The 21,316-nt window shown below is 37.3% G+C and carries 22 protein-coding genes; 7 read left to right on the top strand and 15 right to left on the bottom strand.

From position 1 onward, the window contains the following. Positions 1 to 2 precede the first annotated feature (2 nt). Positions 3 to 806, bottom strand: a complete 804-nt coding sequence (locus ICJ84_RS04005) for a polysaccharide biosynthesis/export family protein (protein WP_188215055.1) — start codon at positions 804 to 806, stop codon at positions 3 to 5. A gap of 103 nt (positions 807 to 909) precedes the next feature. On the opposite strand from ICJ84_RS04005, the gene ICJ84_RS04000 reads away from it, so the two are divergent. The 6 genes from ICJ84_RS04000 (at position 910) to ICJ84_RS03975 (ending at position 8,672) form a co-directional block, all read left to right on the top strand. Continuing rightward, entirely contained in the window at positions 910 to 2,772 is a 1,863-nt protein-coding gene (locus ICJ84_RS04000) for an ABC-F family ATP-binding cassette domain-containing protein (protein WP_188215054.1), read from the top strand. Positions 2,773 to 2,890: 118 nt separating this feature from the next. After that, entirely contained in the window at positions 2,891 to 3,655 is a 765-nt protein-coding gene (locus ICJ84_RS03995) for an O-methyltransferase (RefSeq protein ID WP_188215053.1), read from the top strand. Positions 3,656 to 3,746: 91 nt separating this feature from the next. Next, on the top strand, positions 3,747 to 4,319 hold the full coding sequence (locus ICJ84_RS03990; protein ID WP_188215052.1) for a cob(I)yrinic acid a,c-diamide adenosyltransferase: 573 nt from the start codon (positions 3,747 to 3,749) through the stop codon (positions 4,317 to 4,319). Positions 4,320 to 4,491: 172 nt separating this feature from the next. Continuing rightward, positions 4,492 to 4,713 carry a DUF2795 domain-containing protein gene (locus ICJ84_RS03985; RefSeq protein ID WP_188215051.1) on the top strand — a complete coding sequence of 74 codons (222 nt, stop codon included), beginning with the start codon at positions 4,492 to 4,494 and terminating at the stop codon, positions 4,711 to 4,713. 161 nt (positions 4,714 to 4,874) lie between these two features. Further along, positions 4,875 to 8,231: a preprotein translocase subunit SecA gene (gene secA, locus ICJ84_RS03980; RefSeq protein WP_188215050.1), complete on the top strand. Its 3,357-nt coding sequence runs from the start codon at positions 4,875 to 4,877 to the stop codon at positions 8,229 to 8,231. A 90-nt stretch (positions 8,232 to 8,321) separates the two neighbouring features. After that, complete coding sequence (locus ICJ84_RS03975; protein ID WP_188215049.1) at positions 8,322 to 8,672, top strand: hypothetical protein; 351 nt, start codon at positions 8,322 to 8,324, stop codon at positions 8,670 to 8,672. Here the strand turns inward: ICJ84_RS03975 and ICJ84_RS03970 are convergent. From ICJ84_RS03970 to recR, 13 genes are all read right to left on the bottom strand, one after another. Next, positions 8,669 to 9,370 carry a peptidoglycan DD-metalloendopeptidase family protein gene (locus tag ICJ84_RS03970; protein WP_241748678.1) on the bottom strand — a complete coding sequence of 234 codons (702 nt, stop codon included), beginning with the start codon at positions 9,368 to 9,370 and terminating at the stop codon, positions 8,669 to 8,671. The genes ICJ84_RS03975 and ICJ84_RS03970 overlap by 4 nt on opposite strands. A gap of 253 nt (positions 9,371 to 9,623) precedes the next feature. After that, a complete protein-coding gene (gene rimO, locus ICJ84_RS03965) occupies positions 9,624 to 10,925 on the bottom strand; it encodes a 30S ribosomal protein S12 methylthiotransferase RimO (protein WP_188215048.1) in 1,302 nt (433 codons plus the stop codon). Positions 10,926 to 11,102: 177 nt separating this feature from the next. After that, positions 11,103 to 12,077, bottom strand: coding sequence for a signal recognition particle-docking protein FtsY (ftsY, locus tag ICJ84_RS03960; protein WP_188215047.1), 975 nt, complete (start codon positions 12,075 to 12,077; stop codon positions 11,103 to 11,105). Between the two features lie 194 nt (positions 12,078 to 12,271). Beyond that, positions 12,272 to 12,424 (bottom strand): DUF4295 domain-containing protein, encoded by a 153-nt coding sequence (locus tag ICJ84_RS03955; RefSeq protein ID WP_188215046.1) that lies wholly within the window; start codon positions 12,422 to 12,424, stop codon positions 12,272 to 12,274. 9 nt (positions 12,425 to 12,433) lie between these two features. Further along, positions 12,434 to 12,616: a 50S ribosomal protein L33 gene (gene rpmG, locus ICJ84_RS03950; protein ID WP_007648529.1), complete on the bottom strand. Its 183-nt coding sequence runs from the start codon at positions 12,614 to 12,616 to the stop codon at positions 12,434 to 12,436. 26 nt (positions 12,617 to 12,642) lie between these two features. After that, positions 12,643 to 12,879 (bottom strand): 50S ribosomal protein L28, encoded by a 237-nt coding sequence (gene rpmB, locus ICJ84_RS03945; RefSeq protein ID WP_188215045.1) that lies wholly within the window; start codon positions 12,877 to 12,879, stop codon positions 12,643 to 12,645. An 85-nt stretch (positions 12,880 to 12,964) separates the two neighbouring features. Continuing rightward, entirely contained in the window at positions 12,965 to 14,215 is a 1,251-nt protein-coding gene (locus ICJ84_RS03940) for a competence/damage-inducible protein A (protein WP_188215044.1), read from the bottom strand. Positions 14,216 to 14,223: 8 nt separating this feature from the next. Then, a complete protein-coding gene (locus ICJ84_RS03935) occupies positions 14,224 to 14,565 on the bottom strand; it encodes an Hpt domain-containing protein (RefSeq protein ID WP_188215043.1) in 342 nt (113 codons plus the stop codon). Beyond that, positions 14,566 to 15,177 carry a fumarylacetoacetate hydrolase family protein gene (locus ICJ84_RS03930; RefSeq protein ID WP_188215042.1) on the bottom strand — a complete coding sequence of 204 codons (612 nt, stop codon included), beginning with the start codon at positions 15,175 to 15,177 and terminating at the stop codon, positions 14,566 to 14,568. A gap of 23 nt (positions 15,178 to 15,200) precedes the next feature. Next, positions 15,201 to 15,977 carry a 3'-5' exonuclease gene (locus tag ICJ84_RS03925; RefSeq protein ID WP_188215041.1) on the bottom strand — a complete coding sequence of 259 codons (777 nt, stop codon included), beginning with the start codon at positions 15,975 to 15,977 and terminating at the stop codon, positions 15,201 to 15,203. A 200-nt stretch (positions 15,978 to 16,177) separates the two neighbouring features. Beyond that, complete coding sequence (locus ICJ84_RS03920; protein ID WP_188215040.1) at positions 16,178 to 17,506, bottom strand: dihydrolipoamide acetyltransferase family protein; 1,329 nt, start codon at positions 17,504 to 17,506, stop codon at positions 16,178 to 16,180. A gap of 86 nt (positions 17,507 to 17,592) precedes the next feature. Then, on the bottom strand, positions 17,593 to 18,693 hold the full coding sequence (locus tag ICJ84_RS03915; protein ID WP_188215039.1) for a glycosyltransferase family 2 protein: 1,101 nt from the start codon (positions 18,691 to 18,693) through the stop codon (positions 17,593 to 17,595). Between the two features lie 55 nt (positions 18,694 to 18,748). Further along, complete coding sequence (gene recR, locus ICJ84_RS03910; protein ID WP_188215038.1) at positions 18,749 to 19,366, bottom strand: recombination mediator RecR; 618 nt, start codon at positions 19,364 to 19,366, stop codon at positions 18,749 to 18,751. Positions 19,367 to 19,481: 115 nt separating this feature from the next. On the opposite strand from recR, the gene ICJ84_RS03905 reads away from it, so the two are divergent. Further along, positions 19,482 to 20,930: a sodium:solute symporter gene (locus tag ICJ84_RS03905; RefSeq protein WP_188215037.1), complete on the top strand. Its 1,449-nt coding sequence runs from the start codon at positions 19,482 to 19,484 to the stop codon at positions 20,928 to 20,930. Here the strand turns inward: ICJ84_RS03905 and ICJ84_RS03900 are convergent. Next, the gene (locus ICJ84_RS03900; protein ID WP_188215036.1) at positions 20,901 to 21,263 is read right to left on the bottom strand and encodes a CoA-binding protein; all 363 of its coding nucleotides are present in this window, start codon (positions 21,261 to 21,263) and stop codon (positions 20,901 to 20,903) included. The two genes, ICJ84_RS03905 and ICJ84_RS03900, sit on opposite strands and share 30 nt — an antisense overlap. Positions 21,264 to 21,316: the final 53 nt, after the last annotated feature.

The raw sequence follows: 21,316 nt of genomic DNA, 5'->3' as shown, positions 1-21,316 counted from the left end.
TCTTATAAACTTTGTATAATAAAATAAGTACTTACCAATACCGAAAACACACTAACAATGGTGGTCAGGTTTTGCACAGCGGTCTGGCCACCTCCTAAAGCTTTACGTTTTAAAGGCTTCACCAGAATAATATCATTAGGCTGAATATAGTAAAACTCCGATTTCATTGCATTAATATCGGTCAGATCGATATGATGTATTTTTTGGCCTTGTGGATACTGACGAATAATCATCACATCTTTTCTATCTCCTGTTACCCGAATATCCCCGGCGTTGGCAATGGCCTCCAGGATATTGACGCGATCGCGGTATATCACATGGGTTCCGGCACTCATCTCTCCTAAAGTGGTATACTTTAATCCGGCCAGCTTAACCGTCACAAAAATCTGCGCGGTTTCCTTAAAATATTGCGCTAATAGCTCCCGCTTTACCATAGCCTCAATTTCCTCTACCGTATAGCCCAGGACATTCAATTCTCCAAGAATAGGAAACTCAATGTTTCCGTGTAAATCTACTGTAAAACCGGTAAAATAAAGGGCCTGCTCTGAACCACGTCCCCCATTATTAGAAGAAGAGGTCGTGGGATTGAAAATGGCAACCAGCTCTTCATCTAATGCCTTAACATCAATACTTAAAATATCATTCACCTGAACGCGATAGGGTTTCGATAAGGCTTGAATTTGAAGTGAATCACTTGCTGTCACATGTCCTTTATCCTGTAAATACACCACATCTTTATTGGTTATACATGAGCTGCACAATACACTCATTACAAGACAGAAGATACCGAACAATTGTTTAATCATATGGAGCTTAGCTTTATCACAAATATAACTTTTAAGGGGGAACAATAAAATATATACCCGTATTTTTGGTTTTTTATACGTTATTTGCAAAAAATTATAGCTTTTGAATTACTTAACTGTCGAAAACATATCGAAATCCTACGGAGAACTTACCCTGTTCCAGGACGTTTCCTTTAGCATCCACAAAGACCAGAAGATAGCCTTTGTTGCTAAAAACGGAACCGGAAAAACCTCTATTTTACGTATCATTTCCGGTGAAGACACGCCTGACTCTGGGCAGGTCACTTACCGAAAAGACATTACGGTATCCTTCTTATCTCAGGACCCAAAATTTAACCCAGAGCTTACGGTGGAAGAAACCATCTTTGCCAGCGATAACGACATCTTAAAGGTTATTGGTAATTACGAAAAAGCCCTTGAAAATCCGGAAGATACCGATGCCTACCAGAAAGCCTTCGAGCAAATGGAACTGCATCAGGCCTGGGATTTTGAAACCCAGTACAAACAGATTCTCTTTAAACTGAAGCTGGAACACCTGCATCAGAAAGTCGGATCGTTATCCGGCGGACAAAAGAAACGTCTGGCGCTGGCCAATGCTCTAATCAATAAACCAGACTTACTGATTCTGGATGAGCCTACCAACCACCTGGATCTGGAAATGATAGAGTGGCTGGAAGCCTTCTTTGCCAAGGAAAACATCACCCTGTTTATGGTCACGCACGACCGTTACTTTTTAGAGCGCGTATGTAATGAAATTATTGAGCTGGATGAAGGCCAGCTATACAGTTATAAAGGCAACTATTCCTATTATTTAGAGAAGCGCGAAGCCCGTATTGAGCAATTTGAAACCGAAACGGGTAAAGCCAAGCAACTCTTTAAAAAAGAATTAGAGTGGATGCGACGCCAGCCTAAGGCCCGTACCACCAAATCGAAGTCGCGTATTGACGATTTCAGCGATATCAAACACCGGGCACACCAGCGTCGTAAAGACCACGAAGTGCAACTGGAACTGAATATGGAACGCCTGGGAAGTAAAATTCTGGAGTTCCATAAAGTCTCTAAAGCCTTTAAAGAGAAGGTTATTTTAGACAAGTTCGACTATACCTTTCAAAAAGGCGAACGTGTCGGGATTATTGGTAAAAACGGAACCGGTAAAACCTCTTTCCTGAACATCCTTACCCAAACCGCCCAACCCGATAGCGGAAAAGTGATTACAGGAGAAACGGTTAAGTTTGGTTACTATACCCAGAATGGTATTGAGATAAAACCCGAACAAAAGGTTATTGATGTCATTCGTGAGTTTGGTGATTATATTCCTTTAAAGAAAGGGCGACAAATTAGTGCGCAACAGCTTCTGGAACGCTTTTTATTCAGCAGAAAAAAGCAATACGATTTTGTTGAAAAACTAAGCGGTGGCGAACGCAAGCGTTTATACTTATGTACGGTGCTTATTCAGAATCCTAACTTTTTAATTCTCGATGAGCCCACCAACGATTTAGACATCGTCACCCTTAATGTTCTGGAAAGTTTTTTAATGGACTTCCCGGGTTGTATTATTGTGGTGTCGCATGACCGTTACTTTATGGATAAGGTGGTCGATCACCTCTTGGTCTTTAAAGGCGATGGTGTGATTGAAGATTTCCCTGGAAATTACACCGACTACCGCGTGTATGAAGACAGCCAACCAGCCGAACCAACGGTTACCGAAGATAAGAAAGAAAAAAAATCGTGGAAACAGAACGAAGCCAGCAAGCTGAGTTATAATGAGGAGAAAGAACTTAAAAACATTGAAAGTAAGCTGAATTCTTTAGCCTATGACAAAAAGGAAATGGAAGCCAAGTTTAATAATCCGGATTTAACGCAGGATCAAATCAACGACCTATCTCTAAAACTTCAGGAGATTATTGATGCCATTGAAGCGAAAGAAGAACGCTGGTTTGAGTTATCGTCTAAGCTGGAGGGGTAAAACGAGATTTAGATTCCGAAATCGAAGATTCAGCCTAGCTAATCAAGTTCGGAATGACAATACCTTTTGTCATGCTGAACTTGGTTCAGCATCTTTTTTAGTTCAAGTAGCATACCATATGAAATACCAAGTTTCGCAATATCTGAAATTCTTAATACGCTCCACCAATCAGCATGGGGTACACTCTCCTTTTGTTTACAGTCTGGTAACTAAATGTTTTTACGACCGTAAAAACTATCCGGCTTACAAAGCCATTACTAATTACAGAAAACAATTAATTTCCAATAAGGAAAGTATCACTATAACCGACTTAGGCGCTGGATCTCACAGTACCACTCTAAACACAAGATCGGTTCAATCTATTGCCAGACATTCCGGAACGCCATTAAAACGTACTAAACTATTATACCGTTTGGTTAATTATTTAGAATGCCAGTCGGTTTTAGAATTAGGCACTTCTTTAGGGCTAAGCACTCAGGCCATGGCGCTTGGAAACCATACTAAAATCACAACTGTTGAAGGCTGCCCGAGTATTGCTACATTCAGTAAGCAGCATTTGCAGCACTTAAACAACATCACACTCATAAATTCGGAATTCAGCAGTGCTATTGAAACCTTAACAACCAACACCTACGATCTGGTATTCTTTGATGGCAATCATGCAAAAGCAGCGACACTCAATTATTTTGAAGCCTTATTGGAATCAGCGCATAACGATTCTGTATTTATTTTTGATGACATTTACTGGTCGGAAGGTATGACCGAAGCCTGGGAAACCATTAAACAGCACCCTAAAGTAAAAGTGACTATCGATACGTTTTACTGGGGTTTTGTCTTCTTTAGAAAAGAACAGGTTAAAGAACATTTTACGATTCGTATATAACAGAAAGCCATAAAAATTCCCAACAATTCCTTTTAAGGTTTAATTTATTACTTATAACTTCGTAATACGCTTTAAAGCTTAAATAACACTCATGAAAATTTATACTAAAACCGGAGATAAAGGATCGACTGCCTTGTTTGGCGGTACCCGTGTACCAAAACACCATATACGCATTGAAAGTTATGGCACGGTAGACGAATTAAACTCGCATATCGGACTCATCAGAGACCAGACTATCAATCCTATGTATCAGGACACCTTGATCCATATTCAGGACCGCCTGTTTACCGTAGGCGCTATTATGGCTACCGATCCGGAAAAAGCGATTTTAAAAAACGGTAAAGAACGCTTAAACATTCCTAAAATATCTGAAGCCGATATTACCCGCTTGGAACAGGAAATGGATACCATGGATGCCGCTTTACCGCCTATGACACACTTTGTGCTTCCTGGCGGACATCAAACCGTGTCATTCTGTCACATAGCACGCTGTGTGTGCCGCAGGGCCGAGCGTTTGGCTACTGCTCTTAATGACATAGAACCTGTCGATTCGAACTGTTTAATCTACTTAAACCGCCTATCTGACTACCTTTTTGTGTTGGCACGGAAGTTGTCTTACGACTTGCAAGCAAATGAAATTAAATGGATTCCAGAAAAATCCTAAATTCATAACTTAACGAGAAAACAAATTATTAATTTTTAGTAACGCAACTATTAATTTCTAAGTTTTTCATGTAAAAAAATACGTTCTTTTAAATTACCGTTAAATAAATGATTTTTTTCTTGCATGTTTAATCTAAAAAATTATTTTTGCACAAAATTAAAACGCATATAACATGTATTGGACTTTAGAATTAGCAAATTATTTGAGCGATGCTCCTTGGCCGGCAACAAAAGATGAGTTGATAGATTATGCTATTAGAACTGGAGCACCTTTAGAAGTTGTCGAGAATTTGCAGGCTATTGAAGATGAAGGCGACGCTTACGATTCAATAGAGGAAATTTGGTCAGACTATCCCTCAGATGAAGATTACCTCTGGAACGAGGACGAATATTAATATAAAGCATAAGAAAACGTTAAAAAGTCTCGAATCGAGGCTTTTTTTTGTTCCTAATCTTTATAAAAACACATTACAAACTGTATCTTTGAAGCCATTCATACAGTTAACTAACTGAAACATTTCTGGGCACACCCTGGAATTAAATAACATATATACACATGAGTTTTTTAAATTCTGTACTTAAAGTATTTGTTGGCGACAAATCGAAACAAGATGTTAAAGCCATCACACCTATAGTCAATAAAATAAAATCCTTCGAAGCGACTTTGGAAGGCTTGTCTCACGATGCTTTACGTGCTAAAACTACCGAATTTAAAGGTCTTATTGCCGAAGCTATTAAACCTTTAAACGAGAAAATAAACGGCCTTCTTGAAGAAGCCGAAAACACCGATGATATCGATCGTCGTGAAGATATTTACGCCGATATCGATAAACTTAAAGATGAGGTTTACGAAAAAACCGAATCGGTTTTAAACGATATACTACCTGAAGCGTTTGCGGTTGTAAAAGAAACTGCAAAGCGTTTTGCTAACAACACCTCGATAACCGTTACAGCCAACGAATTTGACAGAACATTATCAAGTTCTAAAGATTATGTAACACTGGAAGGTGAAAAAGCCACCTGGGCTAATTCCTGGGATGCCGCAGGAAAAGCCATCACCTGGGATATGATTCATTACGATGTGCAGCTTATTGGTGGTGTAGCAATGCACCAGGGTAAAATTGCTGAGATGCAAACGGGTGAAGGTAAAACCTTGGTAGCCACCTTACCGGTTTACTTAAATGCCCTGGCTGGGCAAGGGGTACACTTGGTAACGGTAAACGACTACTTAGCAAAACGTGATAGCGCCTGGATGGCACCATTATTCCAGTTCCATGGTTTAACAGTAGATTGTATTGATTATCACCAGCCAAACTCTGAAGGTCGCAGAAATGCTTACAATGCCGATATCACCTACGGTACCAACAACGAATTTGGTTTCGACTACTTACGTGATAATATGGCGCACTCGCCAAACGATTTAGTACAGCGTCCGCACCACTATGCAATTGTCGATGAGGTCGATTCCGTATTAGTTGATGATGCCCGTACGCCGTTAATCATCTCCGGCCCCATTCCTCAAGGCGAGCGTCACGAGTTTATCGAACTAAAACCGAAAGTTGATAACATCGTTGCGGTGCAACGTAAATATTTAACCGGTGTTTTAGCTGAAGCTAAAAAGTTAATTAAAGAAGGCGACACGAAAGAAGGTGGTTTCCAATTGTTACGTGTATACCGTGGTATGCCAAAAAATAAAGCCCTTATTAAATTCTTAAGTGAAGAAGGCGTTAAACAATTATTACAGAAAACTGAAAACTTCTACATGCAGGACAACAACCGCGAAATGCCAAAGGTTGATGCAGAGTTGTACTATGTAATTGAAGAAAAAAATAATCAGGTGGAGTTAACCGATAAGGGCGTTGATTTCATTTCTGGAAAAGACGATCCTAATTTCTTTATCCTTCCTGAAATCGGATTAGAAATTGCCAAAATTGAGCAGCAAAACTTATCTAAGGAAGAAGAAGCGGCTTTAAAAGAAGAGCTTTACAAAGATTTTGGGGTAAAGTCTGAACGTATTCACACCTTAAACCAGTTATTAAAAGCTTACGCGCTGTTTGAAAAAGACATTCAATATGTTGTTATGGACAACAAAGTTATGATTGTCGATGAGCAAACCGGTCGTATTATGGATGGTCGTCGTTATTCAGACGGCTTACACCAGGCTATTGAAGCGAAAGAAAATGTAAAAATTGAAGATGCTACACAAACTTTTGCTACGGTAACGCTTCAAAATTACTTTAGAATGTACCGCAAGCTATCTGGTATGACGGGTACAGCAGTTACCGAGGCTGGTGAGTTCTGGGAAATCTACGAATTAGACGTGGTTGAAATTCCAACCAACCGCCCTATCGCTCGTGATGACAGAGACGATTTAGTTTACAAAACCAAACGTGAAAAATACAACGCCGTTATTGACGAGGTTGTTAAATTATCAGAGGCTGGTAGACCCGTATTAATTGGTACCACTTCGGTTGAGATTAGTGAATTACTTGGTAAAATGTTAAGTATTCGCAAAATATCTCACAACGTCTTAAACGCGAAACAACATAAGAGAGAGGCTGACATTGTTGCTGAAGCAGGTCGTCCGGGTCAGGTTACCATTGCTACGAATATGGCGGGTCGTGGTACCGATATTAAATTAACCGATGAGGTTAAGAAAGCCGGTGGTTTAGCGATTATTGGTACCGAGCGTCATGATTCACGTCGTGTCGACCGTCAGTTGCGTGGTCGTGCCGGTCGTCAGGGAGATCCGGGAAGTTCACAGTTCTACGTATCGCTTGAAGATAACTTAATGCGTTTGTTCGGTAGTGAGCGTATCGCGAAAATGATGGACAGAATGGGTCTTAAAGAAGGTGAAGTTATTCAGCATTCTATGATCTCTAAATCTATCGAGCGTGCTCAGAAAAAAGTAGAAGAAAACAACTTTGGTGTTCGTAAGCGTTTATTAGAATATGATGACGTTATGAATGCACAACGTGAGGTGGTTTACAAACGTCGTCACCACGCTTTATTTGGTGAGCGTCTTCGTGTAGACTTAGCAAACATGATATTTGATACCGCTGAAAATATTTCAGAAGGAAACAAAGCGGCTAACGACTTTAAGAATTTCGAATTCGAATTGATTCGTTATTTCTCATTAAGTTCGCCTATTACGGAAGCTGAGTTTGGCAAACTTTCAGTTCAGGACATTACGTCTAAAGTATATCGTGCAGCATTTGATCATTATAGAGAAAAAATGGCTCGTAATGCAGAAATCGCCTTCCCTGTGATTAAAAATGTTTACGAAAACCAACGTGACCGATTCAAGCGTATCGTGGTACCGTTTACCGACGGTATTAAGAGCTTAAATGTGGTTACCGATCTTGAAAAAGCTTACGAAACCAACGGTAAACAATTAATTACCGATTTCGAAAAGAACATTGCATTAGCTATTATTGATGATTCCTGGAAAACGCATTTACGTAAAATGGATGAGTTGAAACAGTCGGTACAATTAGCGGTTCACGAGCAAAAAGATCCGTTATTAATTTACAAGTTTGAAGCTTTTGAGCTATTCAAAGCGATGATTGACCAGGTGAATAAAGATGTAATCTCCTTCTTATTTAAAGGTGAATTACCTCAGGAAACTCAAGAAACCATTCATGAGGCCCGAGAACGCAGACAGGAAAAATTAAACACTCAAAAAGAGGAAATTCCTAATTTAGATGAGCGTTCTGCACAAAGTAGAGCCGCTGGTAATACACAACAGCAGCGACCTCAAGTAACAGAAACCATTGTACGCGAGCATGCCAAAATTGGTCGTAATGATCATGTTACTATTAAAAACGTCATAAGTGGTGAAAACAAAACCGTAAAGTTCAAACAAGCTGAACCTCTATTAGCCAAAGGTGAATGGGTTCTTGTTGAAGATTAATATTACTCCTGTAAAACAGAGATAAAAATAAAAAATCCGATATATTTGTCGGATTTTTTTTATATTACATTTAATTAATCCTAAAATATCATGAACAATAACTGCGGATTTAGAGTGTCTTTAAATGATGAATTACTAACCAATGCCGGACTTGAAGACCAAAATTTTATCATTTCCTGTATTTTAAATTCTTTTAGAAGAGAACATCATCCTGAAGAAGGATTAGAATTAAGTGTTTCCGGTTTAATCTCAGAGACACAGCAGCATGTAAAATGGGTTAATAGTCCTTTAAAACGAGGTGATAAAATAACAATAGAAGTTATTGACAATGGCTTCGACCAACCTGTTTCAATTTCAGAATCCAAATCTGAAGAAGAGCTATTAAAAGGTAAATTAAGAGCCTACCACAAACTCAAAGAAGAATTGAAAGATTATATTTAAAATAGCTTGAGTAATATATTAGGATCAGGGCAATTGGTTTTATAAAACTCTAAATCGGCTTTACTGCAAACCCCGGGATAATCACCTATAAAACCTTGTAAATCTTTTATAATCTGAAAGTGTAAATGCGGCGGATAATCACCATTAACCTGAGATGCCCCTAAATAGCCAATACATTCGCCTTGTTTTATTTTATCTCCTTCTTTCAAACCTTCTATCGACTCTAAGCTTAAATGCCCGTAAAGGGCGTAAAAATCCATTTTCTGAACCACGTGCTTTAAAATGATGGTAGGTCCGTAATCTCCGTAATTCGTATTATTTCTAAAACTATGAATTTCACCATCTAAAGCTGCCAAAACTTTTGTTCCTTTCGGACACCACAAATCGACACCTAAATGAATATTGCGTTCTGTATCGCTATTTTGCTGATTAAAATGAGTGCTGCGTTTGTAAATGTTTCGTGACTCCAGATAACCGCCATAGGCGACATCTGAATTATGATCTCTCAGATAGGTTTCAATATACTGACTAAATTTTTCAGAAGAAGAGACATCGACATCTATTAACTTTTCATTCGTTTCAGATAAATCAATAGAAATGTAATTCTTTCCTGTATTTGGAATACCTAAAACACTTATTGGCTTTATAAATGCAGTATCAAGCGCTTCTGAAAATAAATTCATATTCTTTGACATCATAAATTTAATAATCTAAATTAGAAAATCTTAAACAAAGAAATGGTTTGGATACGTTCATTTTTATTCGTCTATGTCTATTGTTTCGCGGAACTCATGATGTGTTTCACCATTGTCTTGACCCAAAAACAAACAATAATAGTCTGAGAATTATTCCTTTAACAAAAATCAACGAAACCCTCATGCCCACTAAAAGCATAAGCATTCACACAAAAACTTTTAAGGCTCTAAAAATCTAACTGATCTAACCGTCTAATTAAACTACTTCAGCATACAAATCGAAATCGGCAGCCTCTGTAATTTTAACTGTAGTAAACACTCCGGTTTTTAAGTATGCTGTGCTGGCATCAATTAATACCTCGTTATCCACATCCGGCGAATCGAATTCCGTACGGCCCACAAAATAGTTTCCTTCTTTTCTGTCGATAACCACTTTAAATTCTTGTCCGATTTTCTCCTGATTTAATTCCCAGGAAATCTGTGCCTGAATTTCCATGATTTCGTTGGCACGCTCTTGTTTTACCTCTTCAGGGACATCATCCTCTAAAGTATAGGCATGCGTATTTTCTTCGTGACTATAGGTAAAACATCCTAGACGTTCGAAACGCATCTCCTTAACCCAATCTCTAAGCGTTTCAAAATCCTCCTGAGTTTCTCCCGGGTATCCAACGATTAATGTGGTACGAATCGTCATGTTTGGAACAGCTGCTCTAAAGTCTTTCAGTAATTTGGTCGTTTTCTCTTTAGTCGTCCCGCGACGCATACTCTTTAATATGTCATCTGAAATATGCTGTAACGGAATATCTAAATAATTACAGATTTTAGGCTCACGATTCATCACCTCTAACACGTCCATTGGAAACCCTGTCGGGAAGGCATAATGCAAACGAATCCACTCGATACCATCCACTTTCACTAAAGCCTCCAATAACTCTGCAAGATTACGCTTTTTGTATAAATCGAGTCCGTAATAGGTTAAATCCTGAGCAATTAAGATTAACTCTTTAACCCCATTAGCTGCTAATTTTTCTGCTTCGGTTACTAAGTCTTCGATAGGCGTACTTTTATGCTTTCCACGCATTAAAGGAATCGCACAGAAACTACACGGACGATCGCAACCTTCAGCTATTTTTAAATAGGCATAATTTTTAGGCGTCGTCGTTAAACGCTCCCCAATTAATTCATGTCTATAATCGGCACCTAAAGCTTTTAATAACCCTGGTAACTCAGTCGTTCCAAAATACTGATCGACATTCGGAATTTCCTTTTGTAAATCCGGCTTATAGCGCTCACTTAAACATCCTGTAACAAATACTTTATCTACTTCACCATCTTCCTTTTTCTGCATATACTCTAAAATCGTATTTACACTTTCTTCTTTGGCGTTATTGATAAATCCGCAGGTATTAATCACAACAATATTACCTTCTTCTTCATGTACAACATCTTTACCACTGGCTTTTAGTTGTCCCATTAACACTTCGCTGTCGTAAACATTTTTACTACATCCAAGGGTTACTACATTAATCTTGTTCTTTTTAAGTGATTTTGTACGCATAATTTCTATTAAATCAGGGTGCAAAGATACATAATCATTGTCGATTTTTCAGTTAAGAATTTACTAATGAAATCTGACTTGAAATTTAACCTTAATATCTCTGTGAAACCTTTATTTGAAAACAAAAAGCGGTTAATTACAGAAATTAACCGCTTTAAACTTATTTTATATTTTGTTCTATTTGAAGAACGAATCTACAAACTCGAATTTATTAAACACCTGTAAATCTTCAATACCTTCACCTACGCCAATGTATTTCACCGGGATTTTAAACTGATCACTTATACCGATAACCACACCCCCTTTAGCTGTACCGTCTAATTTAGTAACTGCTAAGGATGTCACTTCAGTAGCTGCTGTAAACTGTTTGGCCTGCTCGAAAGCATTTTGTCCGGTAGAACCATCTAACACCAACAATACATCGTGAGGTGCATCGGTAACAACCTTCTGCATCACACGTTTCACTTTGGTAAGCTCGTTCATTAAGTTGATTTTATTATGCAAACGTCCGGCAGTATCGATAATCACCACATCCGCATCTTGCGCTACGGCACTTTTTAGGGTATCGAAGGCTACCGAAGCCGGATCACTTCCCATAGCCTGTTTTACTAACGGTACATCAACGCGATCTGCCCAAACCTGAAGCTGGTCGATGGCTGCCGCTCTAAAGGTATCGGCTGCGCCTAACACTACGTTCAAGCCTTTTTTCTTAAACTGATAGGCTAACTTACCGATCGTAGTGGTTTTTCCAACACCATTCACTCCTACGACCATTAAAACATAAGGCGTTTTGGTGCCGTCGGACTGTGGCGGTAAATCTGGAATAGTATACTCGGTTTCCTCTCCTGTGTTTGTTTCACTTAATAAACCTGCTATTTCTTCACGTAAAATCTGATTCAGTTCGTCGGTTCCTAAATATTTATCTTTAGACACGCGTTCTTCGATACGCTCAATAACTTTTAAGGTGGTATTTACACCTACGTCACTACTAACCAATACTTCCTCAAGATTATCTAAAACTTCATCATCGACTTTAGATTTTCCTGCTACAGCCTTACTTAATTTACCAAAAAAACTGGTTTTTGATTTTTCTAACCCCTTATCAAGAGTTTCCTTTTTTTCTGAAGAAAATATTTTTTTAAAAAAGCTCATTGTTCACTTTTATTGGTTGGTTACTATGTTAATCGCCTTGCTAAACCTGATTGTTTAAAAACGACTAAAACATGATAGTCAAATTTCTTACCACAATTATTTTCGGTAATTATGGCAGATACCTGTCAAATATAAATATAAAAAAGCTGCTTTCGAAATGAAAGCAGCTTTGTATATCTTAAAAAAGTTTGTTTTTACTTTTGTTTGAAGTAATCATCAACTAATTCAGGAGCCATGATAGACTCAACAAACATATAAGCACCAGTTTTTGGTGACTTAACCATTTTAATCGCTTTTGTTAATCTTTTAGAAGACGTTTGTAACGATGCTACTGTTTTCTTTGCCATGACTAATTATTATTTTATTTCTTTGTGAACAGTCATACGCTTAAGGATAGGATTAAATTTCTTAATCTCCATTCTATCTGGCGTATTCTTTTTATTTTTTGTAGTAATGTATCTTGAAGTTCCTGGTTGTCCAGACTCTTTGTGCTCAGTACACTCTAAAATTACCTGTATTCTATTACCTTTCTTTGCCATTTTTCTATCGTATTAAATGTGGCTTATTATTTTAAAAATCCTTTAGACTTTGCCTCTTTTAATGCTGCAGAAATACCAATTTTATTGATAGTCTTTAATGCAGATGTAGAAACCTTTAAAGTTATCCAGTTGTCTTCTTCTGGAATGTAAAAACGTTTCTTAACTAAATTCGCATTAAATTTGCGTTTAGTTTTATTCATAGCATGAGACACGTTGTTTCCAACCATTGCCTTCTTTCCTGTTAGTTCACAAACTCTTGACATTATTATATAACTTTAAAAATTCTTTGTTGTTTAAAATCGAGGTGCAAATATACAAATTCTTTCATTTGTAACAACTTAATTTTAATCAATTTTTAAAAATTTCTTTCAATACCATTTCCAAAGCCTTATTTACGGCTTTATCTATAACTTTTATACGCTGATTACCGAGCATAAATTTTTCTGAATAGACCTCATTTTTTGTAGCAATAGCAATATGAACGGTTCCTATTTCGGCGTCAGAATCGCCTTTACTAGGTCCGGCATTACCGGTTGTTGCCACCGCAAAGTCTGATTGAAATAGTTCCAAGGCATTTTTTGCCATCGCCTCTACAACCTCCTTACTTACTACAGAATATTCTTCTACAAGGTCTTTTGAAATTCCTAAAATATTGATTTTTGATTGTGTTGAATACGTTACCACACCGCCTTTAAAATACGAAGACGCTCCCGGATGCGATGTGAATTGTTCGGCTATCTTTCCTCCTGTACAACTTTCGGCCATAGCTAAAGTTTTACCTAAAGCAGTTAGCTTTTTCGCAATAACCACTTCTACTGATCCTTCTTCATCCTCTAATCCAAAGAATTCATCTTGAATTAAAGGAATCACCTTTGTGATTTCGGCATCGACATTTTTACGTAATTCGGTTTCATCGAAACCCTTTGCCGATAAACGCAAACGCATTTTTCCCAAACTCGGCAAATATGCTAATTTAATGTATTTAGGCAAAGCATCTTCCCAAGCTTCAATACGTTCGGCTAAGGCACTTTCCCCTAAACCATATACCAGTAAGGTTTTATGTAAGATAAACGGACAGTTGTATTTGCCTTTAACTTTTGGAATAACGTCGTTTTCAACCAAGGCCTGCATCTCGTGTGGCACACCTGGAAGCGATATAAAGGTCTTATCTCCCTTTTCCATCCACATACCTGGTGCTGTTCCTAAACGGTTCATGAGCACCTTAGCTTTAGACGGCACCAAAGCCTGATCTTTATTCACCTGAAGCAAAAGTCCGCTAACATGTCCGCTCCAAATGGCTTCAATATTTTTTAAAACCGCTTCGCTTCTAACTAAAGTATCTCCGAAATATTCGGCAATCGTTTTTTTAGTGATATCGTCTTTTGTCGGCCCTAATCCTCCGGTAAGAATCACGACATCCACATTAGACTCTGCATCCTTTAATGCTTTTAAAATATGTTCCTTATCATCCTGAACCGAAGTTATTTGATACACCGACACCCCTATTTTATTGAGTTGCTTTGCAATAAACGCAGAATTGGTATCAATAACTTGACCGATTAGAAGTTCGTCTCCTATGGTGATGATTTCGGCTAACATGTAATTCTCTATATATTAAAGTCTGATTTTATTTCTGCTACGGCGTTTTCTACTGCAGTGATAACTACCTCTAACTGATTTGTTATATCTAAATCGGTTTTAGTGAACTTGCCCCAGTCCTGTACTTCTATTAAGGTATCTAAAACCCCTAATTCGAATAAGTCTACCGTTGGTTTCATTTTATGAGCGGCCTGATAAGCAGTTTCATAATCTTTTTCAGCGACAGCCTTTTTTAAACGCTCGGCATCTTCCGGCACTTCTTCTAAAAAGGCTTCTGCCAAGGTTTTAATAAAATCCTCGTCGTTATCTGCTAATTCGCGTACTCTATCTAATTTGTAATGTTGTTCCATTTATTTTACTGTTATTGAAAACATTTCTTTATCTCCTATATAGCCCTTAAGCTTATCGTTTGCATTCACTTTTTCAACGCCAGATGGAGTTCCTGTAAATATAATATCTCCAATCTTTAAAGTGAAATATTTCGAAACATATTCTATTAATTCATCAATTTTCCAAAGCATGTGGCTGGTATTTCCCAATTGTACAATTTTTTCGTTCTTTTTTAACGAAAATTCAACAGCGTTAATGTCCTCGAAATCAGAAACCGGCAACCACTCACCTATCACAGCTGTACCATCAAACGCCTTTGCCTTTTCCCAAGGGAGTCCTTTAGCTTTCAATTCGTTTTGTACATCGCGGGCCGTAAAGTCAATACCCAAACCAATTTCACTGTAATATTTATGAGCAAATTTTCTATCGATATGCTTACCAATACGATTGATTTTAACCAGAATTTCTACTTCGTGATGCACGTCGTTTGAAAAGTCTGGAATGAAAAACGGCTGTTTCTTCAATAAAATCGAAGTATCCGGTTTTAAAAAAACCACCGGATCGGTTGGTTTTTCGTTTTCTAATTCTTTAATGTGTTCGGTATAATTTCTACCGATGCAAATAATCTTCATAATTTAAACGGATTGAAAATATATTAACCCAGTTTATTGTTTAAACTTCTTAGTTTAATTGAAGTTAAGACCTTTTTGGTGTACAATGGAAAATCGGCATTAAGTAACCAACCGAAATAGCCTGGTTCTGCCTCTAAGATTTCAGTTACCAGTTTGCCTTTATGCTTTCCGAAGGAAAAACATTCTTCGCCGTCTTTATTATAAGCTATGAATCCTGCGAAATCGGCAAACTGTTTTCTTGAACTAAACTCTGCCAAAAACTTGGTATCATTTTCTATCTCGTCGTACTTGGCTATTTGCGCTTTAAGCACTTCGTAAGTCGCTAAAGTATCGGCTTCTGCAGTGTGCGCATCTTCCAGATTTTTATCGCAGTAAAATTTATAAGCAGCACTTAAGGTTCGCTGTTCCATTTTATGGAAAATGGTTTGCACATCGACCGCTAATCGATTTTTCATATCAAAATCAACCTCAGCACGCAACATTTCTTCTGCTAATAACGGAATATCGAATCGGTTAGAATTAAATCCGCCTAAATCGGAATCCTTAATCAGATTATAAACCTCTTTAGCAATTTCTTTAAACGTTGGTTTATCAGCTACATCGGCATCTGAAATCCCATGAATTGCAGTTACTTCTTTAGGAATTGGAATCGTTGGGTTTACCAACCAACGTTTGCTTTCTTCCTTTCCGTTAGGATGAACTTTTAAAATGGCAATTTCAACAATTCTGTCGGTTGTAATATTTACACCTGTTGTTTCTAAATCGAAAAAACAAATGGGCTTGTTTAAATTAAGTTGCATTCTTTAATTTTTACTTATTTAAGTAAGATTTGACATTTAAAAAACATCCTATAACGCCTAAATCTCTATTTTAAACACCTCTATAGTTTATTTCAAGGTCTTTTACTATGGCGTAAAGATACTAAATTGGCTAAGCGTAAAAAATAAAACCAACCGTTTTATAGGTTGGTTTTTATAATATTTGAAGTTTCTATTTTTTTTCAGATTTCTCTATTCACATCCCAAGCTTCAAGATAATCTTTAACAGCTTTTACAAATTCACCTCCTAAAGCACCATTTACCACACGGTGGTCGTAAGAGTGTGATAGGAACATTTTATAACGGATCCCTATAAAATCACCTTCAGGCGTTTCGATAACCGCTGGTACTTTTCTAATGGCTCCTAAAGCTAAAATACCAACTTGAGGCTGATTGATAATTGGGGTTCCCATAACACTTCCAAAAGTTCCCACATTGGTCACCGTATAGGTACCGCCTTGAATATCGTCTGGTTTTAATTGATTCGCTCTCGCACGCGTTGCTAAATCATTCACCTGTTTAGTCATACCAACCAGATTTAATTGATCGGCATTTTTAATTACCGGAACAATTAAGTTCCCATCCGGTAATGACGCCGCCATACCTAAGTTGATGTTCTTTTTCTTTATAATGGTATCGCCTTGAACCGAAATATTCATTAACGGATAATCCCGTAATGCCTTAGCAATAGCTTCCATAAAGATTGGCGTAAAGGTTAAGTTTTCACCTTCACGTTTCATAAAACTATCTTTTACTTTCTTCCTCCAGTTCCAGATGTTAGTCACATCGGCTTCGATGAAACTTTGTACGTGGGCCGAAGTCTGTACAGACTCCACCATATGATGCGCAATGATTTTACCCATACGCGTCATTTCGATAATTTCATCACCACCGCTACTTATTACAGGTGCAGGCGTAGCTTTTGGTTTCTCCGGTGCTTTTGGCTGTGCCGCTGGTTTTATCTCCACGTTTGGAGCCGCAACCATACCATTTTCTTTATTCGCTATATATTCTAAAATATCATTTTTAGTTACGCGACCTTCCTTCCCTGTTCCTGAAATTGCATCTAATTCTTCTTGAGAAATCCCTTCCTCTTTCGCTATATTTTTTACTAAGGGCGAATAGAATCTGTCTTCGGTTGATGCTACTGGCGCTAAAGTTTCTTTTACTTTCTGAATAGATTCTACCACTTCATTAACAGCAACAGTTTCTTCTTCACTTTCAACTATCGGCATTTCTGAAGTTTCTTCTACTGCAATCGTTCCTTCTCCTTCAGTTTCGATAATGGCAACGACCTGCCCTACCTGGACCACATCGTTAACATCGAAACATTTTTCGATAAGCACACCTTCAACTTCACTAGGGACTTCACTATCTACTTTATCGGTTGCAATTTCTAAGACGGTTTCATCAAGTTCAATCGTATCTCCTACTTCTTTTAACCAAGATGTAATGGTTGCTTCTGCAACACTTTCTCCCATTTTAGGTAATTTGAGTTCGAATTTTGCCATATCAATAAAGTAATACTTAGTTTTTAATTTGCGCTTGCAAAATTACTTAAAAATCATCAATTCTTTTAGATAATTTTCAATTAAAACTAAGTTAAATTTATAATTTCACCTCTGCAGATGGCATTATCGCTCCCAATTATATAGGAACTATCTTTAGGTAAAATTTTGTATGTAACTGCTTTACAAGTCTTTTTTTGCTCGATTGCTGAGATGATATCTTTATATTTCCAGGAATTTCCATCGAAAATGATTTCTGTTGTATCCTGAATAGCTTCTAAACAGTTTTTTAAAACCACTTCTTTAGGTAAAACCGCTTTCAAACTTTCATTCATTGTCGTTGACATGAACGCATAAGCCCCAACTTGTTTATCATTTTTTACCGGAGCTGTATTAAGAAAATAAGCCATCCTTACTGCCGACCACACCGTTAAATCGCAAATTAAATTCTTTTTAAAATGTTTCTGATAAAAGATTTGCATGGCACCGTAAAATCGTCTGACATAATGCTTATCCCTTAGTGTACTTTCTCCTTTATAATGCAATATGGTTGTTTCTCCATAATAATAGTTGCTGTAACCAGCTTTATATATTCTGTACGATAAATCGATATCTTCACCATACATAAAATAGTCTTCATCAAATCCGCCGACCTCAAGAAACACATCTCGTTTCATCAACATAAAGGCCCCCACCAACACTTTAGTCTTACCTATACCATTTTCTTCGATATGATTCGCGTAATACAATTCTGGCTTACCAAGCATTTTTTTAAAAGCTACTTTTACATAAGGCACATTACGCTTACTCTCCGGTAAAAACTCACCAGCGCCATTGATTAATTTACAACCTACAATACCCAAGTCGGTCTTACTATCGGCAAAAGAAAGTAGCTTTACAAAGGTATCCTCTGCGACTACGGTATCCGGGTTTAAAATGCAAATGTATTCTCCTTTGGCCTGGGCTACCCCTATATTATTCCCTTTTGAAAACCCGTAGTTCTCTGTGTTTTCAATAAGTTTTACTTTCGGAAATAATTCTTTCAGCATTTGGCAACTGGTGTCTTTAGAATCATTGTCGACAACAATAATTTCTGCCTCAATATCTTTTATAGCCGCTTGCACACTTTTTAAGCAAAGCTCTAAAAAGTAGCGTACGTTATAATTTAAAATGACAATTGAGAGTTTCAAAGGGTAATTAATACTTCTTTTGGGAGGTTGCAATTTACTTTCTGTTTAGTTTTAGTTAGGATTTTAGTGATGACTCAAAAGGGACTCGATTCACAATACTTCGTCCCAAAGTAATCTCATCGGCATATTCTAATTCGTCGCCAACCGAGATCCCACGGGCTATTGTTGATGTGAAAATATTATATTTCTGTATTTGTTTGTAAATATAAAAATTAGTCGTGTCGCCTTCCATAGTAGAACTTAACGCAAAGATGAGCTCTTTTATTTTACCTTCTTCAACTTTTTTCACTAAAGATTGAATATTCAGATCATGAGGCCCCACGCCATCCATAGGTGAAATCTTACCACCAAGCACATGGTACAAGCCTTTAAACGAACTTGTATTTTCAATCGCCATCACATCTCTGATATCTTCCACAACACAAACCAAGGTTTCGTCGCGATTAGGATTGGAACATATTTCGCATAATTCCAAATCACTAATATTATTACACGACTTACAGAACTTGATGTCATTGCGCATGGTTTGCAAGGCGTCTGCCAACATTGCTGATTGCTCTTTGGGTTGTTTTAACAGGTGTAACACTAAACGCAAAGCTGTTCGTTTACCAATTCCTGGTAATTGAGACATTTCGTTTACTGCGCGCTCTAATAATTTTGATGAGAATTCCATACCACGAATTTAATGTTTTTTAAAACACCTAAAATGAATCCTTAAAATAATAAAACTAAATCATTTTCTCGGACTGAAAACTTATTTTGTATTTTGGCCACTAAAACAAAACTAGATGTCGGCAACTCAAATCTTAATCTTAATTGCAGCTTATTTTGGTGTTTTAATTTTAATCTCCTATTTCACCGGGAAAGAAGATTCTAACGATGCTTTTTTTAAAGCCAACAAATCGGCTCCCTGGTATTTGGTTGCTTTCGGTATGATTGGGGCTTCGCTTTCCGGCGTAACTTTTATTTCGGTTCCCGGCGCTGTTGAAACCAAGCAATTTGGGTATTTACAGGTCGTGTTCGGTTATTTTTTTGGTTATCTAGCCATTGCTTATGTTTTGCTACCCATCTATTACAAACTGAATTTAACTTCGATTTACACCTACTTAAGAGACCGATTTGGTAATACGAGTTACAAAACCGGATCGATTGCTTTTTTAATTTCAAGAATTGTCGGCGCCTCTTTCAGATTGTTTCTGGTTGCCAAAGTTTTACAGCTCTTAGTGTTCGATCAATATGGCATTCCGTTTTCCATCACCGTAATTATTACTGTTTTACTCATCTGGCTTTACACCTTTAAAGGCGGCATTAAAACGATCATTTTTACCGATACGCTTCAAACACTTTTTATGTTAGTTTCGGTTATCGTCACCATTTTCTTTTTAGCCAATGCTTTAAACTTACACAGTGTATCGGACATTTACAATAATGTAAAGTCGAATGCTTTAAGTAAAGTTTTCTTTTTTGATGATATTAATGACGCCCAATACTTTATAAAGAGCTTTTTATCGGGCATGTTCATTACCATTACCATGACCGGTCTTGACCAGGACATGATGCAAAAAAATCTGACCTGCCGCAATATTAAAGAAGCTCAAAAGAATATGATTTCCTTCAGCATTGTTTTGATTTTCGTGAATATTCTGTTTTTGGTTTTAGGCCTATTATTAACGCAATACGCGATTCAAAATAATATTACAGCTCGAAAAGACGATTTGTTCCCAACCATTGCCATGTTACCCGAAATAGGCTTTGCTACCTCTGCTTTCTTCATTTTAGGATTAATTGCAGCGGCTTACAGTAGCGCCGATTCTGCTTTAACCTCGTTAACCACATCGTTCTGTATCGATATTATTGAATTAGATAAAAAACCAGAGGCCAACCGAAAACGCATCCGAAAACAAGCTCATGCCTTTATTAGTGGATTATTAGTTGTCGTGATTATTATTTTTGATGCCCTATTTAAAGATGTCTCGGTAATTTGGGAATTATTTAAAGCGGCAGGTTACACTTACGGACCATTGCTTGGTTTGTTCGCCTTCGGTATTTTTACCAAAACACAACTTAAAGATAAATACGTCTGGTTGATTGCGTTAATAGCTCCTGTAATTTCTTATTTCATTAATGAATATTCGGTAGATTTATTGAATGGCTACCAAATAGGTTTTGAAATTTTAATCATTAACGGATTACTTACGTTTTTAGGTTTAATACTGATTCGTAGAGAGCAACACTAAGGAACAAGCCGTTTCAAAATCAATAGCATTTTCATTTAAAAGGTTATATAACTCCGGATTTTCAGTGCCAGGGTTAAAAATAACACGTTTGGGTTTAAGAGAAATAATATAATCGTAATACGGCTTTTGATTCGTCGGATTTAAATATAAAGTCACCGTATGAATCCCTTCAAAAGGTTTCATTTCGCTATCAATTTTTACACCTGCCACAACTCCAGACACAGCTCCAACAGCAACCACTTCAACACCTTTCTCTACCAATTTATGAATGGCATAATTTGAATATCTATCCAATTTTAAAGAGGCGCCAAGCACCAAAGTCTTCTTATTCATATCATAAAACTGTTAATTTTCAATAAATATAGTAACAGATATTGAATTTAAGC

The organism is Aestuariibaculum suncheonense (assembly GCF_014596935.1).
Lineage (GTDB): Bacteria > Bacteroidota > Bacteroidia > Flavobacteriales > Flavobacteriaceae > Aestuariibaculum > Aestuariibaculum suncheonense.
Note: the sequence above shows the minus strand (reverse complement) of the source record. Positions and strands in the feature narration are given on the sequence as shown.

Bases quoted from the DNA above. Each gene is read 5' to 3' on its own strand.
- ICJ84_RS04005 (WP_188215055.1), bottom strand. From the start codon at position 806: ATGATTAAACAATTGTTCGGTATCTTCTGTCTTGTAATGAGTGTATTG.
- ICJ84_RS03995 (WP_188215053.1), top strand. From the start codon at position 2,891: ATGAAATACCAAGTTTCGCAATATCTGAAATTCTTAATACGCTCCACC.
- ICJ84_RS03990 (WP_188215052.1), top strand. From the start codon at position 3,747: ATGAAAATTTATACTAAAACCGGAGATAAAGGATCGACTGCCTTGTTT.
- ICJ84_RS03985 (WP_188215051.1), top strand. From the start codon at position 4,492: ATGTATTGGACTTTAGAATTAGCAAATTATTTGAGCGATGCTCCTTGG.
- secA (WP_188215050.1), top strand. From the start codon at position 4,875: ATGAGTTTTTTAAATTCTGTACTTAAAGTATTTGTTGGCGACAAATCG.
- ICJ84_RS03975 (WP_188215049.1), top strand. From the start codon at position 8,322: ATGAACAATAACTGCGGATTTAGAGTGTCTTTAAATGATGAATTACTA.
- ICJ84_RS03970 (WP_241748678.1), bottom strand. From the start codon at position 9,370: ATGATGTCAAAGAATATGAATTTATTTTCAGAAGCGCTTGATACTGCA.
- rimO (WP_188215048.1), bottom strand. From the start codon at position 10,925: ATGCGTACAAAATCACTTAAAAAGAACAAGATTAATGTAGTAACCCTT.
- ftsY (WP_188215047.1), bottom strand. From the start codon at position 12,077: ATGAGCTTTTTTAAAAAAATATTTTCTTCAGAAAAAAAGGAAACTCTT.
- ICJ84_RS03955 (WP_188215046.1), bottom strand. From the start codon at position 12,424: ATGGCAAAGAAAACAGTAGCATCGTTACAAACGTCTTCTAAAAGATTA.
- rpmG (WP_007648529.1), bottom strand. From the start codon at position 12,616: ATGGCAAAGAAAGGTAATAGAATACAGGTAATTTTAGAGTGTACTGAG.
- rpmB (WP_188215045.1), bottom strand. From the start codon at position 12,879: ATGTCAAGAGTTTGTGAACTAACAGGAAAGAAGGCAATGGTTGGAAAC.
- ICJ84_RS03940 (WP_188215044.1), bottom strand. From the start codon at position 14,215: ATGTTAGCCGAAATCATCACCATAGGAGACGAACTTCTAATCGGTCAA.
- ICJ84_RS03935 (WP_188215043.1), bottom strand. From the start codon at position 14,565: ATGGAACAACATTACAAATTAGATAGAGTACGCGAATTAGCAGATAAC.
- ICJ84_RS03930 (WP_188215042.1), bottom strand. From the start codon at position 15,177: ATGAAGATTATTTGCATCGGTAGAAATTATACCGAACACATTAAAGAA.
- ICJ84_RS03925 (WP_188215041.1), bottom strand. From the start codon at position 15,977: ATGCAACTTAATTTAAACAAGCCCATTTGTTTTTTCGATTTAGAAACA.
- ICJ84_RS03920 (WP_188215040.1), bottom strand. From the start codon at position 17,506: ATGGCAAAATTCGAACTCAAATTACCTAAAATGGGAGAAAGTGTTGCA.
- recR (WP_188215038.1), bottom strand. From the start codon at position 19,366: ATGGAATTCTCATCAAAATTATTAGAGCGCGCAGTAAACGAAATGTCT.
- ICJ84_RS03905 (WP_188215037.1), top strand. From the start codon at position 19,482: ATGTCGGCAACTCAAATCTTAATCTTAATTGCAGCTTATTTTGGTGTT.
- ICJ84_RS03900 (WP_188215036.1), bottom strand. From the start codon at position 21,263: ATGAATAAGAAGACTTTGGTGCTTGGCGCCTCTTTAAAATTGGATAGA.